The 16,851-nt window shown below is 54.0% G+C and carries 16 protein-coding genes and 3 pseudogenes; 16 read left to right on the top strand and 3 right to left on the bottom strand.

Annotated elements, in window-relative coordinates; all coding sequences use genetic code 11:
- Positions 1-319 precede the first annotated feature (319 nt).
- The 13 genes and pseudogenes from ACL2XQ_RS10910 to ACL2XQ_RS10850 all read left to right on the top strand — a co-directional run bounded on the left by ACL2XQ_RS10910 (position 320) and on the right by ACL2XQ_RS10850 (position 10,743).
- The gene (locus ACL2XQ_RS10910) at positions 320-871 is read left to right on the top strand and encodes an STY4534 family ICE replication protein (RefSeq protein WP_413730166.1); all 552 of its coding nucleotides are present in this window, start codon (positions 320-322) and stop codon (positions 869-871) included.
- 315 nt (positions 872-1,186) lie between these two features.
- Positions 1,187-2,014 (top strand): DUF932 domain-containing protein, encoded by an 828-nt coding sequence (locus ACL2XQ_RS10905; protein ID WP_413730164.1) that lies wholly within the window; start codon positions 1,187-1,189, stop codon positions 2,012-2,014.
- Between the two features lie 118 nt (positions 2,015-2,132).
- Complete coding sequence (locus tag ACL2XQ_RS10900) at positions 2,133-2,780, top strand: DUF3275 family protein (RefSeq protein ID WP_413733197.1); 648 nt, start codon at positions 2,133-2,135, stop codon at positions 2,778-2,780.
- 98 nt (positions 2,781-2,878) lie between these two features.
- A complete protein-coding gene (locus tag ACL2XQ_RS10895) occupies positions 2,879-3,226 on the top strand; it encodes a hypothetical protein (protein ID WP_413731052.1) in 348 nt (115 codons plus the stop codon).
- Between the two features lie 103 nt (positions 3,227-3,329).
- Positions 3,330-3,725, top strand: coding sequence for a hypothetical protein (locus tag ACL2XQ_RS10890; protein ID WP_413730161.1), 396 nt, complete (start codon positions 3,330-3,332; stop codon positions 3,723-3,725).
- 96 nt (positions 3,726-3,821) lie between these two features.
- Positions 3,822-4,377, top strand: a pseudogene (locus tag ACL2XQ_RS10885) (hypothetical protein).
- A gap of 334 nt (positions 4,378-4,711) precedes the next feature.
- Positions 4,712-5,329 (top strand): PilL N-terminal domain-containing protein, encoded by a 618-nt coding sequence (locus ACL2XQ_RS10880; protein WP_413731051.1) that lies wholly within the window; start codon positions 4,712-4,714, stop codon positions 5,327-5,329.
- Positions 5,326-5,985, top strand: coding sequence for a hypothetical protein (locus ACL2XQ_RS10875; RefSeq protein ID WP_413730160.1), 660 nt, complete (start codon positions 5,326-5,328; stop codon positions 5,983-5,985). The genes ACL2XQ_RS10880 and ACL2XQ_RS10875 overlap by 4 nt, the downstream gene beginning before the upstream one ends.
- Positions 5,986-5,988: 3 nt before the next feature.
- Positions 5,989-6,723 (top strand): TIGR03759 family integrating conjugative element protein, encoded by a 735-nt coding sequence (locus ACL2XQ_RS10870; protein ID WP_413730159.1) that lies wholly within the window; start codon positions 5,989-5,991, stop codon positions 6,721-6,723.
- Positions 6,708-7,298: a lytic transglycosylase domain-containing protein gene (locus ACL2XQ_RS10865; protein ID WP_413730158.1), complete on the top strand. Its 591-nt coding sequence runs from the start codon at positions 6,708-6,710 to the stop codon at positions 7,296-7,298. Before ACL2XQ_RS10870 ends, ACL2XQ_RS10865 begins: the two co-directional genes overlap by 16 nt.
- The gene (locus ACL2XQ_RS10860; protein ID WP_413730157.1) at positions 7,295-7,825 is read left to right on the top strand and encodes an integrating conjugative element protein; all 531 of its coding nucleotides are present in this window, start codon (positions 7,295-7,297) and stop codon (positions 7,823-7,825) included. Before ACL2XQ_RS10865 ends, ACL2XQ_RS10860 begins: the two co-directional genes overlap by 4 nt.
- A 15-nt stretch (positions 7,826-7,840) precedes the next feature.
- Positions 7,841-9,994, top strand: a complete 2,154-nt coding sequence (gene traD / locus ACL2XQ_RS10855) for a type IV conjugative transfer system coupling protein TraD (RefSeq protein ID WP_413740355.1) — start codon at positions 7,841-7,843, stop codon at positions 9,992-9,994.
- Entirely contained in the window at positions 9,994-10,743 is a 750-nt protein-coding gene (locus ACL2XQ_RS10850; RefSeq protein ID WP_413730155.1) for a TIGR03747 family integrating conjugative element membrane protein, read from the top strand. The genes traD and ACL2XQ_RS10850 overlap by 1 nt, the downstream gene beginning before the upstream one ends.
- A gap of 254 nt (positions 10,744-10,997) precedes the next feature.
- Here ACL2XQ_RS10850 and ACL2XQ_RS10845 read toward each other — a convergent pair.
- Both ACL2XQ_RS10845 and ACL2XQ_RS10840 read right to left on the bottom strand, forming a co-directional pair.
- Positions 10,998-11,679: pseudogene (locus ACL2XQ_RS10845) on the bottom strand (IS110 family transposase).
- Positions 11,680-11,773: 94 nt separating this feature from the next.
- Complete coding sequence (locus ACL2XQ_RS10840; RefSeq protein WP_413730154.1) at positions 11,774-12,286, bottom strand: GNAT family N-acetyltransferase; 513 nt, start codon at positions 12,284-12,286, stop codon at positions 11,774-11,776.
- 561 nt (positions 12,287-12,847) lie between these two features.
- On the opposite strand from ACL2XQ_RS10840, the gene ACL2XQ_RS10835 reads away from it, so the two are divergent.
- The 3 genes from ACL2XQ_RS10835 (at position 12,848) to nudI (ending at position 15,289) form a co-directional block, all read left to right on the top strand.
- Positions 12,848-13,000, top strand: coding sequence for a hypothetical protein (locus tag ACL2XQ_RS10835; RefSeq protein ID WP_165934093.1), 153 nt, complete (start codon positions 12,848-12,850; stop codon positions 12,998-13,000).
- Between the two features lie 77 nt (positions 13,001-13,077).
- Complete coding sequence (locus tag ACL2XQ_RS10830) at positions 13,078-13,977, top strand: hypothetical protein (protein ID WP_413730153.1); 900 nt, start codon at positions 13,078-13,080, stop codon at positions 13,975-13,977.
- Positions 13,978-14,863: 886 nt separating this feature from the next.
- Positions 14,864-15,289 carry a nucleoside triphosphatase NudI gene (gene nudI / locus ACL2XQ_RS10825; protein ID WP_413730152.1) on the top strand — a complete coding sequence of 142 codons (426 nt, stop codon included), beginning with the start codon at positions 14,864-14,866 and terminating at the stop codon, positions 15,287-15,289.
- A gap of 649 nt (positions 15,290-15,938) precedes the next feature.
- On the opposite strand, the pseudogene ACL2XQ_RS10820 reads toward nudI, so the two are convergent.
- Positions 15,939-16,829 (bottom strand): annotated as a pseudogene (locus ACL2XQ_RS10820) (MFS transporter); the annotation flags it as partial.
- Positions 16,830-16,851: the final 22 nt, after the last annotated feature.

Here is a 16,851-nt window from a genome sequence, read left to right as displayed (position 1 = left end):
CTGCTCAAGATGGGCGTATTCCACCATGAATACGGACACCGGGTAGTGCCGATTCTTGGTCGTTCCCAAGCGAAACATACGGCACGCTTCAACCATGTTCCGCTGATGATGTCAGCGACATGCCAGGCAGCTTTCGGTCTTTGAAGTTGCCCACGGTTCACCGTGTGACCGAACCAGTTCGCACCGCATCCTTGCGCGAACGACCACCGGCTTGTAGGTGGCGATGCTTGCCTTATTACCTGAAACCCACCGCGGTGTTACGCCCTTCCCGTCAGGGGCAAGTGTGCCCGCTTATTTGTCCCCAAGCCTGGAGATCACCATGACTATCTCACCCAACGAAAAATCTTTCTTCGATCTGCACATCACCGGTCTCGGATATCTCAATCGTGTCCGCGAAGTGAAACCCAAGAAAGGCGATACCTTTCTGGCCTGCGACATTGCCGCGCTAAATGGTCCCAGCGATGACGTCTCATATGTACGTTTCGATACGCGTGTATCGGGTTCGGAAGCGCAGCACCTGGTTCGTCGCTGCATCGACGCCGTTGAGGCGGAGAAGAAAGTGATGATCGGGTTCCGCCTCGGCGACCTATGGACCGACACCTTCACTTATTCCAAGGGGAAGCGTGCCGGCGAACAAGGCGTAAGTCTCAAAGCCCGCTTGCTTTTCATCAATTGGATCAAGGTCGATGGCAAGCAGGTCTATAAAGCCGAGACAAAGTCGATCTATACCGACGAGCAGGAAACGCAAACCCCTGCGACTTCCGTTGCACCGATATCTCAGGAAGAGCTCGAACCCACCACTCCTGCTGGGGAAGCTACTACCGAAGCTGCCGCTGATACCTCCGTATCGACCGTAGCAGAATCATTCTGATCGAAGGCCCCCACCCAGGGGCCTTATCCTTTATCCTCCGCTCCTTTATCGCAATCACCATGCGATACAGTGCTGCTTACTCATCTCACGCCGGCGTCTTTGAGCCGGAGTAGACCGCAGTTTTCAATCATCACCGCGCTATCGTACCTATTACGACCATCGGTATTCATCCTTATCGATACTGCTGAAACTCGGATGTTTTAATCCCTTAACCAGTCCTTGGTTGGTCCTGCATTGCAGGTTTGTTCCCCGTAAGCGTACTCGCCTGGTCCTACGCCAGTCGATATCGCTTGATCAATCCTCAAGGAGTTAGCCATGCAACTCGCATCTCGCTTCGCCTCACGTACCCCAATACTGCGTGCCGATCATCCTCTATCGGATGACCAGATCCGCGCAGTAGCTCCTTCCATCTTTGCGGAGAACCCGCATGAAAGCCGTTCCGAGCGGTACAGCTACATACCGACCTCCGCCGTCCTGACGGAACTACGCAGTGAAGGATTCGAACCCTTCATGGTCTGCCAGACCCGCGTACGTCATGAAGACCGCCGCGAATACACCAAGCACATGATTCGTCTTCGCCACGCCAGCCAGATCAATACCTCTGAGGCCAACGAGGTGATTTTGCTCAATTCCCACGATGGTACGAGTTCGTACCAGATGCTCGCTGGGATGCTGAGGTTCGTTTGCCAGAATGGTCTGGTCTGCGGCGATATGTTCGCAGAGGTACGCGTACCCCACAAAGGCAACGTGGCCGACCAGGTGATCGAAGGCGCCTATACGGTGCTGCAGGACTTCGAGCGTGTGGGGGAGTCGCGTGATGCAATGCGTTCCATCGCGCTCGACGAGGGTGAGTCGGAAGTGTTCGCGCGTTCTGCGCTGGCACTCAGATACGACGACCCCGACAAGCCCGCACCCATCGCGGAAAACCAGTTGCTAAGCCCGCGGCGTTTCGGTGATCGGAACTCCGATCTCTGGTCAATCTTCAACAGAATCCAGGAGAACCTCATCAAAGGCGGTCTGCCTGGTCGATCGGCCAATGGCCATCGACAGCGGACACGGCGGGTGCAGGGTATCGACCAGAACCTGCGGCTCAACCGAGCTTTGTGGATGTTGGCCGAAGGCATGCGCCAACTGAAAGCCTGAATGCAACACGAACCTTGCCCGTTGCGGGCAGGGTCCACTTTTTCCTTCAGGTGCCTTACCCGCACCACTTCCAACATCCAAAGGAGAGCCGTTATGACGACCAGATTCACCCCCCAAGCTGGCTGATTCACCGATCACCGACCCAGGCCAACTCATGGTCCGCACCATCCATGGCCGCAATGGTCCTTTCATCGTTGGCAAGCTCATCACTCCGGTTGGAAAGTTCGAGGTCAAAGATGCGGAACTTGAACAATACCCGGAAGATAAACACGAAGGGGATTTCGTCATCGGTTACATGTCCCCGCATGTGTTCACGGCTGGCCGCTGGGTTGGGTTTGAGATCTGCGTTTACCTGGTCGGAATGACCCTTCCGGTGCTCGATGCGCTGAGCCGGGACGAAGTTGAAAACTTCACTTCCCAGGAAGTCGATCCGCTTGACGAGGAACAGGGCACCTCGTGGATAACGCATGCTGCCTCCCTCCAGTCCGAACCTGCTCCCCTGTTGGGAACGATGGATCCACTGATCGATACCACACCCGTCGGCGTGGGCGCACCGTCTTCAGCAGTTGCCACTTCTGGCAGCCCCGGCAGCGACGATGCCACGTTGTCCGGCACGCTCTGGCCGCTGGGTGAGTCGGTGAAACTCGGCTCGACCATCGACCGGCGCACCTTGCGCGCGCAGATTGCGCGACTGGATGCGCTGGGCTACGCGCTGGACTTCAAGACGCAAGCGTGGAGCCGCGAGGCCGAACGGCAACCTGCGTGATCTTCGACGCCGCATTCGCGGTATTATTCATCCACCCGCCGGGGTTCCTTACCCCACGCGCGGGGGAGGACTCTGGTTTCATTCTGGAGGTCTTCATCATGTCAACAATCGCATGCAACACATCTTCGCAGCCTATCGAAGAGAACCGTTCCGCGCTCGATGAACCAGCGTGGCGAGCTGTCTGTAAATCCACAGGCGCGCAAGCCAATCATGGTTGCGGTCTGTCTTACGACTACTACGTTGACCGCTTCAGTTCGATGATTGATGTGCGAATTGGTCATTTGCCCGAATACCAGCGCGCGCAGGCCCTGCAAATCGCAAAAGAGGAATGGAGCTACGCGACACCTGCCGAGAGGCAGGAAACCCATGACTGGAATGCAGAAAACAGCTATTGCACGCACGGGATCGAATTGGGTTGCTGCCCGGCCGGTTGCGGTTCGTATTGAAGACTGCACTTGGCTCCATCGCCGCGCACATGCGGCATTTCATCACCCGCGGGGTTCTTCCCCGACGGGGAGGGACTCCAGCTTTTTTTCAAGGAGACCCCTCATGAGCTGGACTTTTTCACACTGGACCCGCAGCGAGCTGATCCACAAGCTGACGCAACCGGATGAGAGCGAAGCCGTGCGTTACGAAACGATCGCCCATACCCTGCGCGGCAACGTGCTGTGGTCGGTCGTTCGGATCACGGCCAAGCAGCCGGACGCGCTTGGTCTCGATATCGGGCAGTCCATTATGTTCATCGCCTGCTACCTGCTGCAGGGCTCCGGCTCAGGCTGGGGTTACAAGTCGATGGATGAGTCGATGCACCCGTTCTACTACTCGTGCCCACAAGGCTACCTGTCCATGGCGCCGGAGCAATCGCGCGAGTGGCGTAAAGGCGTGCGTGCCTACCATGCGCGTCGGCGTACACAGATTGCACCTGCCAAGACGATGCGGACCTGATCCCCCGTTCGATCTGGACTCAATTTTTTCATCCCACGGGACAGCGTCTGCCCCGGCGGCGGTGCTGTCCCTTGCTTTCATCCAAAGGACACTACCATGCCTGCAACCACTCCTTCCCAATCGCTCTACCGAATCTACGAATGCCCCGACCTGATGGCCGACGGCTGAGTCGGCGACAAGCGTGGCAACCTTGTTTTCCTGTCCGTCTGGGCGCGGGATACCGCGCTCCAGCAGTTCCTCGCCCGGCCCATCCTGGGCAGCGACGAGGATGGGCCGGCGTACGCTGTTCGGTTCCATGGTCAACCTGTGGCTGTTAGATAGCCGCTGCGTGAAGCCCGACAAGGCCAATGACAAGGCGCAGGCGCTGCTGCCCGGCGAGTCCGCTCACCGGCCCGGCAGGCTGTGGACGCTGGTGCAGGACACCTGCCCCTTGCCCTTACTCGACCACTGGCGCGCCACAGTGCTGGGGCTTTTGCAGCAGCAAAAAATGCTGGTACGGCTTCCCGTAGCCCTAGGGCCGTTGAAAGGCCATCGACTTGTGCTTGATATCCCGGTTATCACCAAGTTACTCGCCGATTTGATCCGCAACGACACACGTAGTGCAGTTGATCACGAACTGACTTCAGGCAAGCAGATTCGGCGTGTCAGTTGAAGCTACTTCTACGGGCATGCGCACCGTGCATGCCCTCGACTTATCCCAAGCCTTTCAGGAGATATCCATGGCTATCATGTTCCCCCGGCTTGCCCGCAAGTACGTCAGGAGTCGTACCTGAGTCCGGGTTGGACGCCCCCAACCAGTAAGGTGATTCGGTGGAAGTGGCGTTCGCTCGACAACTCGTCACAGCCTGAGCCGGATGCTGTGAATGGCGGCCTCTACGGAGGCCGTTTTTTCCCGACTAAAAGCGGGCAAGGCGGGTTTCCCATTGTCTGCTGCCATCGCCGCACCCGCCTGCGAAAGTGGGATAAAAGACCAAGGGAATCACACTATGCCACCAGTTTTTTTCTCCCCCAGCGACGCAAAGAACGCCTGTCTGGTTGGCCTGACGCTCACGGCCGGGTTACTGGCGGGATGTACGACTGCGCCAACGTCCGCCATCTCTCCCACTCCGCCACGGGACACACCAAAAGTGGTAGCCCGATCCGGCCCGGAATTCGTACCTGTCGTCCGCTACGGGCGCTATACCCTTGTTGAACTCGTGCCCCAACCTGCCCAGCGTGATTTGCTGTTGCAGGTCGTCGCCGTTTCGGTGCCGTCCACATTTGATGCCAACGTAGGCTATGCCCTGCGACATGTGCTGATGCGCACCGGTTACCAGCTTTGCCACACGCCCGAAACCGCATCGTTGTATGCACTGCCACTGCCTGCCGCTCATTTTCGCTTCGGCCCCTTACAACTGCGCGACGCACTGCTGATGCTGGTCGGTCCGGCCTGGGACCTTTCTGTAGACAACGCGAACCGGAAGGTCTGTTTCGATCGGCATGTTGCAACAGAGCACATAAATGGTGACATCGCCGGTCGAGCAGGAGCCGATGTACTCTCCCCGTTTAAAGACGCACAGTCGGTATCGGGGAATGGATCGCCGCCCAGGAAGCAGCAACCATGAACATTCAACAAAACGAGGCCGGACAGGATCGCCACTCACGTTGGCTGAAGATCGCAGCTGTCGTCTGGCTGTTCACCATCAGTTTTCTTACGATCATCAATACCGTCGGCGTCACGCGCCAGGATCATCAGCAACAGACCGCGGCCCTGGACGCCAAAGCCGAGGATATGGCCAAACGGCTGGCAGATATCGAGCGACAGGTCGACGCAGATAAACGCCAGCCGAAGCCGGTCACCCGCGCCGAGTTCACCAGAACGCGTCAGGCGTTTCAGGCGCGTATTGACCAGTTTGAGCAGGCGCATGCCGCCATTGTGCAGGTCAGTGACCTTAAAGCGCTCCAGGACCGCGTTGAATCACTCGCGCGCTTCGCCGGTGCTTTCCAGAAACCCGCCCCGGTCGCAGCAGTGCGCCGCCCGGTAGCGAAGGCCTCGAAACCTACGGTGCCGAATCTACCGTTTCGCGTGGTCGAGATGGAGCTCCGCGGCGGCGAGCGCCTGCTGTCGGTCGCTCCATTGACATCGACAACACTTAACGATGTGCGCCTCCTGCGCCAGGGCGACGCCGAGAGTGGCTGGATATTGCAATCCATTGAGGCCGACGCCGCGCTGTTCCGCGCCGGCGGACAGGCGCGGCGCGTGCCGCTGTCCCGGGAGTAACCCATGGCTCCGCGACTGTTTTCCGCTGCCGCGCTCGTTGCCAGTCTCATGTTTTTTGGCGCTGGCCAGACTACGGCACAACCTATGGCGACCATCCCTTCTCGCCTGATCCCTAGCCAACTTCGTCCGAGTATGGATACCGTCTCTGACGAACGCCAAGCGCAGGACTGGGGGCTGCGCCCAGAAGAATGGACACGTTACCGGGAACTGATGAAGGGACCGCTCGGTATCTGGTCGCCCAACCTCGATCCGCTGACCGCACTCGGCATAGAAGCGCGCAGCGATGAAGAGCGGGACCATTACGCCGAGCTGCAGGCGCGAGCAGAAGCCCGCCGCGTGGAGAAGATCCTGGCCTATCAGCGTGCCTATGATGCTGCCTGGTTAAGGCTGTTCCCCGGCCAGCAGCGCGTGAACTTGCCTGGCGCTCCATCGCCCGATACCGGCAACACGGGCTCTGACCGGCTGGCGGTGTTTATCAAAGCGAACTGTCCAGCCTGCCAACAGCGCGTACAGCAATTACAGGCCGCAGGGACGACTATGGATATTTACATGGTCGGCAGCCGGCAGGACGATGAGCGCATCCGCACGTGGGCGACGCAGGCCGGTATCGACCCGGTGAAAGTGCGTGATCGTACTATCACGCTCAACCACGATGGCGGCCGCTGGCTCTCGCTTAGCCTGCCCGGCAACCTGCCTGCGGTAGTGCGCGAGGTGAACGGCCAATGGCAGCGGCAGTAAGCACCACATACCGACTCCGGGCGGCAACAGCGGCTTTGCTGCTGACGCTTGGCACCGGAACCGGCCGCGCCCTGGAGATACCACCACCGGCATACCAGCTCGCCGCACAGCAGATGGGCGTGCCGTCTCCGGTTCTCTACGCCGTTGCCCTGCAGGAAAGCGGTACCCGGCTTCGCGGAAAGATTGTGCCTTGGCCGTGGACACTCAATGTCGCTGGCCGCGCCGAGCTTTATGCCACCCATGCCGATGCTTGTGCCGGCATTCGCCGGGCGTTATCCCGGGTTCCTGCCAACCGTATTGACGCCGGTCTTGCACAAGTCAACCTGGGTTACCAGGCCCATCGCTACAACGGCCCCTGCGATATACTCAATCCCTACCGAAATCTCGCGATCGCCGCACAAATCCTGCGCGAGCAGCATACCCCCGGTGAGGACTGGTTACTTGCTATCGGACGTTATCACCGCCCCGCTGGCGGCGCCCCCGCTGCGCGCTACCGTCGTAGCGTCAACCAGCATCTTGCGCGTGTCCTTGGCCCCGGAATATCCCTGACTTCTGCGCGGAGTATTACACCATGAAGAAAATATTGTGCCTGCTGCTCACCTGGCTGCTGTCATCCATGACCGCCTTTGCCCAATCCCCCTCTACACACCTAAACGTCGTGGAAGATCGCGGAGGTGTCTCAGCGCTCCCCTATTACCGGGCGCTCGCCCCTCAGGAACTAGCACCATCAGAAAATCATGAACCGGCCCCACACAGGGGTGGCCAGGCCGATGCCGAGGCATCCATGCTGCCGGTACGCTCTAAGTTGCTTTCACCTGGTGTAGAATCGCAACGTATTATTCGCGCACCCGGCCTGTCGCCGCTTTTCCTTATCGGCGATGACGAACGCTCGCGCACCTGGTTGCAACAGCATCGTGAAGCGCTGAACGAACTCAATGCTATAGGCCTGGTCGTCAACGTGGACACCCCCGAGGCACTGGCCGTACTAAGGCATATGGCACAAGATCTTACGCTTTCGCCCGTTTCCGCCGACGACCTGGCCCAGCGGCTCGGCATTCGCCACTACCCGGTGCTCATCACCGCCACCGGCATCGAACCCTGACGTGAAGTACGTGCTATGGCCCATTCCGTTGAAGTTTTGCTACGCCCCGCGGTGGAGTTGTATACCGTGGCGATCTGCGCCGCCGCCGCGACGCTGTGCCTGGTGGCACCGTGGTCGCTCGCGCTGAGCCCGCTACTCGGCCACGGCTCCGCACTGGCTTTCCTGACCTTCGGTATCATCCGCTTTCGTGATGCCTGGACCATCCTGCGTTACCGCCGCAATATCCGCCGCTTGCCTCGCTACATGATGACCAGCCGCGACGTGCCGGTAAGCCAGCAAAGGCTGTTCGTCGGACGGGGCTTTCGCTGGGACCAGCGGCACACCCACCGGCTGATGCAGACCTATCGGCCAGAGTTTCGCCGTTACGTGGAACCCACGACACCCTACCTCCTGGCCCGGCGCCTTGAGGAACGACTGGAGTTTGCCCCCTTCCCACTTTCCCGGCTCGCGCGACTGACGTCCTGGGATACACCCTTTAACCCTGTACGACCGCTGCCCCCGGTCGGGGGTATGCCTCGACTACACGGCATTGAACCCAATGAGATTGACGTCACATTACCCCTGGGCGAGCGCGTCGGGCATAGCCTGGTGCTGGGCACGACGCGCGTGGGGAAAACGCGGCTGGCCGAGTTGTTCATTACCCAGGATATCCTGCGCAAAAATGCCCAAGGCGAGCACGAGGTGGTCATCGTCTTCGATCCCAAAGGCGACGCTGATTTGCTGAAAAGGATGTACGTAGAAGCCAGACGCGCCGGGCGCGAAGGTGAATTTTATGTTTTTCACTTAGGGTGGCCGGATATTTCCGCACGCTATAACGCGGTGGGGCGTTTTGGCCGCATCTCGGAGGTCGCCACGCGCATCGCCGGACAACTTTCCGGGGAGGGGAACAGCGCAGCCTTTCGGGAATTTGCCTGGCGTTTTGTCAACATCATCGCTCGTGCGCTGGTCGAACTGGGGCAGCGCCCCGACTATCTGCTGATCCAACGTCACGTCATCAACATTGATGCCCTTTTCATGGAGTATGCCGCACAATTTTTTGCCAAGACTGAGTCTAAGGCCTGGGACATCATTGTCCAACTCGAAGCCAAGCTCAACGACAAGAATATCCCACGTAATATGATCGGGCGTGAAAAGCGCATCATCGCCATTGAACAGTATTTGTCCCAGGTGCGTGTATACGACCCGGTGCTGGATGGTTTGAGGTCTGCTGTCCGCTATGACCGCACCTATTTCGACAAGATTGTGGCAAGCCTGCTGCCGCTGCTAGAGAAACTCACCACCGGCAAGATCGCGCAGTTGCTGGCACCGGACTACGCCGATTTGAATGACCCACGCCCGATCTTTGACTGGATGCAAATTATCCGCAAACGCGCGGTGGTCTACGTGGGCCTTGATGCATTGTCCGATGCCGAAGTCGCCGCAGCCGTGGGCAACTCCATGTTCAGCGATCTGGTTTCGGTAGCCGGCCACATCTACAAGTTCGGCATTGATGACGGTCTGCCCGATGCCTCGGCCAACGCCAAAGCACCCATCAACGTCCACGCGGACGAATTCAATGAGCTGATGGGCGATGAGTTCATCCCCATGGTCAATAAAGGTGGCGGCGCCGGTATACAGGTCACGGCTTATACCCAAACGCTCTCGGATATCGAAGCACGCATCGGCAACCGCGCCAAGGCTGGTCAGGTGGTCGGCAACTTCAATAACCTCTTCATGTTACGCGTGCGCGAAACGGCAACTGCCGAACTGCTGACACGCCAGTTGCCAAAAGTTGAGGTTTACGCCACGTCACTGATGAGTGGCGCAACCGACAGTTCAGATCCCCACGGCAATACCGCGTTTACCTCCAACACCCAGGACCGCATCAGCAGCACTAGTGTACCGCTGATTGAGCCGGCGCATGTCGTCGGACTACCCAAAGGACAATGCTTCGCGCTGATTGAGGGTGGCAATCTCTGGAAAGTGCGTATGCCGCTGCCGGCCCCTGATCCCGATGAGGACATGCCAAAGGATTTACAGGAACTGGCCGGTTACATGCGCCAGCGCTACGTCGAAGCCGGCGACTGGTGGGACCACCAAGCGGGACCCCAGCTTCAGAATACAGAACTGCCGGCAGACCTGATTGATGGGTTCCTGCAAATGACGAATGCAGATGAGGATAAGGAGTAATGAGAGATCCGGCCATCACAGCACAACAGCAGCAAATGCGACAGCAGGGTCTTGTCGTAAGTCTGCTAACGCTGCCCTTTCGTTTTATCGGCGTGCTAAGCGGTTCGCTGCTGCTCTGCATCGTCATCGAATGCGTGGGCATGCATTTCTTCTGGCCGGAGCAGGGCTGGCATCACGCGCAGAGAATGTTGCACTTCGAACTGGCTCAATTCTCTGAGCATTTCACACGCAGCATACTGATAAAGGAGCCAGGCCACACGGCTCAGGAGCTTATCGAAAGCGTCTACAATTGGTTATTTGTCAATAATGGGCTAAAAGCGTGGATAAGGGATGCCTCAATCCAGGCCAGCAGCGGAGCGCTTAGCCTGACGCATGACTTCCGCTACTACCTAGGTCTGGTCTATGTCCATCTGGAGAGTTATTTGATTGCTGCCGCTTACACCGTGCTTGTGTTCATGGTGCGTGTACTGGTGCTCTGCCTGACCCTACCATTATTTGCGATGGCGGCGTTTGTCGGCTTGGTGGATGGGCTGGTCCGCCGCGATATCCGCCGCTTTGGTGCGGGGCGGGAATCCGGGTTTGTCTATCATCGGGCCAGAGCCAGCCTGCTACCTTTGACGGTATTACCATGGATCATATACCTGGCCTTACCGGTCAGCATTTACCCTCTGATAATACTTCTGCCGTTCGCGTTACTACTCGGTCTGTCCACCGATATCACCGTTGGCAGTTTTAAAAAATATATATGAGCGCCTCCCGTTTGCCAGGCTTTGTACTTCGTGACGTACAGGACGATTGCGGCTATATATCCGGTCTTAACGCAACTGCGAAAGCGGCTGCTGGCCCTAATGAAATCCGCTGACTCACGCCTCAATTACCTTTGCGAACCCGGAGTTCGATATTTTTTTCAGGCTTGATGAGTTACGGTCTGACTTGTTCTGTCATTACTTACACTGCCTGCGCAACCTGTTGACGTTCTTCTCTGGCATCCTTCTGTTTTGGCTCAATTAAGGGCATGATCCTTTTGATAGGGTCTGCCGTGAGCCAGTATGGCCCATATCATTTTTGCCATTTTGTTGGCCAGCGCCACGGAGACAACATTGATCGGTCGCCGTTTCAGCATGTCAGTAACCCAGGGCCCCGGCTCGCGGGCTGTCTATGAGCACGCCCGGTAAACGTCTGGACAGGCGAGCAAATATTTCGGGGACGTTTCTGACGAGGCTGGCGTGCCCCTTACGCATCACTTCACCGTATTCCGCGAGTAATCCGTGAAGTGCATTGGTCTGCATCAGCCAGAATTTCATCAGTTGGGAACGTATCCGGTGCAGGGCAAGCATAGCCTGTTGCTGTTCGTTTTTCACCGTTATAGCCTTGCACGGTTGCTGAACCGCACGCCAGATAGCCTGTGCGTCGGCCGTATCATTCTTGTTACGGATATTGAAGGCCTTGACGAATTCGCCCGGCATCAGTTTGATCTGATGGCCCAGCCGGCTCAGTTGTCTGGCCCAGTGATGTGCGCCGCCGCAGGCCTCCATTCCAATAAGGCAGGGCGGACGATTGGTGAAGAACTCGATAAATTTCGCGCGCTTAATGGCCTTGTTAAACACCTTCCCCGTATTTTTATCCACGTAATGGACCTGCATCACGTTCTTGGCAATGTCGACACTGACTGGCATGGGCTTCATTATCTGCTACCTCCACACTCTGTAAGTTGCTTATAAAAAGGCATCAGGCTGGGCTGCTACAGATTCCGCGGAATTTCAGTCAGCTGTCAGGGATTCAGATATTAATACCCAGTATGTGGAGAAGGCTCTGCTGTGAAGCTGTTTGTAATTTTGTATCTTTGATATGACCGAATCCCAGATTTTCATAAAATTTACGGGCACGATCATTGCCCTCAAGAACTTCTAACCACAAAAATCCTTCACCGCGTCGCCGGGCCAGACTGACAATATGTTCGAATATCTGTTTCCCATAATTTTTACCTGTAGCACTCGAAGCCAGATATAACTTGTTCAGTAGCACGCCTGACATTTCTGTATCCGGAATTTTATCTGCCCATGTGACTTTGGCAAAACCAACTGGCTGATCGGTTTCTGCCAGGTACCAGCACACCTTGGGATCTGACAGGCTTGACTCCAGTGAAGGGGTTGAGTACTCGCGCTCCAGATAATCATTCATTTCAGAATGCGATACCCACAGATGCTTGAAGTGGGTGCTGTAGATTTCAAAACCTAGTTTATGAAGTAAGACAGAATCCGCTAAATGGGCCTTCCGTATATTCAATGCCATCTGGGCAATCCTTACGTTTTAAACGAGATGCATAGTGTAACCTGCCAGATAAATTCAACATATTATTCATTTTAGAATCTGTTATTTTTCAATCAGAAAGGTAGTGGTTACTGAACAACTATGGCGGAAGATAAGCTACCGCTCTCGCCCTGAACTGAGGAAGGTGGGAGGCGCTCATTTCATTATCTTTAGCATCAATGAAGTTCATAGGATTTTGCACTTAGCATATTCTACCAATGTTTTTTTTCGTCGAGACGGGAACTGACAAGATAAAGACGGACAATATCCCGTGATTTTGCTAAACTGATAAGTATGTTTATGGAATACCCCGTTGCTTGCTGAAGGGGGATACTCTGGGGTGTGCAGGTTAGGCTTCGGCACAAGGTTGCTCGAACCGGCGATGAAGTAACTGGCGTAAATGCTAAATATCTCGTAAAAACAAATTGCGGATTGGAGAGCGTGGCCGCGATTCTTGTTTGCATAATCATTGTCTGACAGAGTAGATTGGCGTATATTTAGTCTATACGGCATATGGCCTATACGTTTTGAGAGAGAAGCATCATGTCAGCCAAAGACGCAAAAATCAGACATCAGCAGGTTTACCAAGAACGTGTTGAAGCTGTTCGTAGCGGTAAAGCTCAAGGACGCGTGATGGAGAAACGCCCGGAGGGCATTGTAGCGGCCCGTAATCCGCGCCAGGCGGCCTTCTTTTAACTTACTGACCGATAGATTGTATCTCATGACGGTACGAGAGTTATAATAGGCTCATTGTTGATACGATGGGCTTTTTTATGTCTAAACTTGCTATCCCGCCCGATGAACAGATGGTGAAACTTAATCGCTATTTAATCCGCAACGCTGAAAAGCTGCCTTCACCTGTCATAACTGTAGGTGGTCAGGCTGTCATGTATTGGCTCGCCGTTTATATGGATGCTTACACAGAGAAGCCGGATATGACCTTCATCAATTCGATTGATATTGATTATGTTGCACGAAATGAGGGAATCGCAGCCATCGCTCAAATCTTTAATGTGAACGCTGAAATACAGACTACCTTTACTCCTCCATCTCTGGCTGTACTGGCCCTAATCGATGCAGGCACCGGTAAAGTTAAAGAGGATGAGCACGGTCTGTTTCTCAACCCAGAAGTCAATGAACCCAATATTGTGGATATTATTGATAGGCCATCTGGTTTTGAGTCGGATGATTTTATAGGTAAAAAATTGGCGCTTAACACCGAGTTATTTCAAGTATTGCCAGAGCATTATGGTGACGTAACCTGTAATGATAAAGTCAGGGTGCTTAACCCGATCGCTTGCATACGTTCAAGGTTGTCAAATGCCACCGTACCACCGATGCAGAAGGATCCGCTGACCGAAGCAGCCCGCATCAGAGCACTGGCCATACCGGCATATAATTTCCTACTTGAAAAATTTGAATGTTTGCCCTTCCGTCAAGGAAGGGTTTATCTGGATTATTTTTGTTCTATGATCTGGCAACGCAATTACAGGCGTTATCAGATAGAGCATAAACTACCGCTTTACAGAATTATTGAAAAGATGCTAGATGAAATTAAGTTAAAGCCGAATGATTTTAATTTACCTGAAAATTTCTATCATATAGAGTTGCCTCGGAAACTGGAACACCTGAGGACTGAGTATGAACGCATTGCAAATGCGACAAATAAGTAACGTTCAATTAGTAATCCTAAATCTTACTTCAAGTTAGCGTCGTGCTATAGTAGTTATTTATTCCATTAAAGTTTTTGATGGTCTTACATTCAGAAGAAGACGGAAATGCTTTTGGTCTTGGGTTTTAACTATACAAAAATGTTATGTATCGATAATAAGATTTACGCAAAAAAAGCCTGCTAAAAAAATAAATCATAACATTCAAAAAATATTATATTTCGTCACTGTTTAATGCAGAGTTACGTCATAAGATAAAATATGGGGAATGCGTACCCCCCGTATGAAAAAATTAAACTAATCCTTAGGAAAAATCAAAATTTCCGTCACCATATCATCAATCACTGATATAACGTATTCAACAGTGATGGGCGTTTAGTCATTGCTAATAGTCTTCCCATTTCCTTTACGTACAACAGCAACAATTATTTTCCTAGTAACTTGATCGATGAGTTAGCCCCAAGAATAAGGTAGCGTTCTGCGTTCTTTTATGACCGCTAGCGGTTATGGTACTAGCGATAACAGCAGCAATTGGTACCACTTCATAGATTTTCATATCTTCGTTATCTGCAGTAACGGTAGTGATAGCTATTTCAGCGAACGGAATCCGGGGACCAGATGAACTGGATAATACCGTGGTACGCTCCGCTACAGCATTATTCACCCAGGAGACTGCACTTCGGGCCAGCACCGAAGCGCCGTGCAAACGATCACGGAAATATAAAGTAAAGCCAGAATGTATACTTGGCGGCATTCTGAATATCAGACATTTTCTCAGAATCTTCCCCCCCTTTTCTACAGGAATGGGTGTTCACCTGCACGTCACCCGGGACGGTAGAAAGTTTATCTGATAAAGTTATCGAAAAAATTCATGACATCCGGAGGTTACATGCGTCAGAGGATCATAGTCTGTCCACTTATTGAAAATAATGGCGAGTATTTACTTTGTAAAATGGCCGCTGACCGGGGCGTATTCCCCGGTCAGTGGGCGCTGTCCGGTGGAGGTATGGAGCCAGGCGAAACGATGGAGGAAGCACTACGGCGGGAGATCAGAGAAGAACTGGGTGAAGCGCTACAGATAACCCGTATCACGCCATGGACATTTAGGGACGATGTCCGGGTGAAGACCTATCAGGACGGCACTAAAGAAGAGATCTACATGATTTATCTCATTTTTGACTGTGCCAGCGCAAACCGTCAGGTCACTTTTAATGAGGAATTTCAGGATATTGCCTGGATCAGCCCGGCCGGGCTCCATGCTCTTGACCTGAATGAGGCTACACGTGTCACCTTTAAGCAAAAAGGTTTTCTGTAATAATACCTTTTCGAATCTGATCTTCTTTTCCGCGCCGGCTCAGTCCGGCGCGTTTCTTTATTCGTGTATGTCCCGAACCTGGATGCGGCCCACCGCCCATTTGATTTCATATTGTTCTCATCTTTCTTCAGGGTAACCGGCTCCGCCCGCCTGCCCGTCGCTGACCGCTCTGGTCAACAAATTTTCGACACTTCCACGCTGATAAGCGCGTTCGATAATGTTAAAGTGGCTACGACAGCGCCCTCCAGCCATTAAATACCACGCTGCTGCACCAACATGGTAGCGATACCGATCATTGCCTGTGGCAGGCGCACAATAAAACTCGCAGACACCAATCTCTATATTTTATTAAAAAAGAATCATTACAATGGCATGCCTAATTCACAGCCTAAAAATAGCTATAGGGGAATTCGATGACAGTCACGAAATTGATATTTATTTGGATATGGACAATGAGTTTAGGCTTTCTTAATTAAAGAATGCCGGCTGATTAAAACGCGGCGATCTCGCCCCCTTTCTTTTTTACAAGACCGGTGCACGTCTAACCGGATATCTGACATCACGGCCAGATGTCGCTTGGTAAGATAAATACACAGACGAGCCCTTGTTTTACATTGAGCCCGACCAGATAAAATAGCTTCTATCGCTCTCAATGTTTTACTGCGACCGGCCCTGATTGCTGAGAGTTTATTCCCCTTGGATTAATTTCCGCGCTGCGTACCAATGGCGCAAGCAAGAATATCACGCCCAGCATTAGCGCCATTACCATGTACACATTGGAAAAACCGGCGAACTGGGCAAAAAAACCTATAGGCGCTGGCGCCATCAATGTTCCTAAGTAGCCTATAGTCGTGGCAACACTCATGCCAGTACTAGTAGCGATGCCTCGCTGGTTACCAGCGGCTGAAAAAGCGATCGGGACAATATTGGCTATCCCGATCCCAGCTACTGCAAAGGCGATGATCGCTTGCCAAGGATTGGTCGCCAACGCAGCGATCAAAAGGCCAGTCGCCGATAACAGGCTTGATATACGTATAGTACGAACAGCGCCGAAGCGGTTACGCACGGCGTCGCCCATAAAGCGAAGGACTGCCATCGTTCCGCCAAAGAACGCAAAGGCGAGACTGGCAGTCTCTATGTTAGCGTTTAGATCCTTTAACAGATAACGCGAGGACCAATCGACGACCGCACACTCAGGGATCATGCCGAACAGCGCTATGAGGCCAATGAGGTAAACGGCGGGGGAACGCGGCAGGCGCATCGGCTGTTTGACATCTTTTTTTGGCGCCGGATCATCCTTGAGAACGAATGGAAAGGTGACAGCGATGAGCGCTACTGCAGTTGCGCTCACCAAGAAGATATGCGCGAGGAATCCGAAATGCTTGATAGCATAGCCTCCGATCGAACCGGCAACGAACAAACCTATGCTCCAGGAACAGTGTGAGAAGGATAACACCGCCTTGGACAGGGCTTTCTCCACCGCTACTGCGTTGGAGTTCATAGCGACATTCATTGAACCGATCATGGCACCGAGGACAAAGCGGTGTTTGTCAAAGATGTTG

It is taken from the genome of Sodalis sp. RH14 (genome assembly GCF_047324285.1).
In the GTDB taxonomy this organism is placed as follows: Bacteria; Pseudomonadota; Gammaproteobacteria; order Enterobacterales; family Enterobacteriaceae; genus Acerihabitans.
Note: the sequence above shows the minus strand (reverse complement) of the source record. Positions and strands in the feature narration are given on the sequence as shown.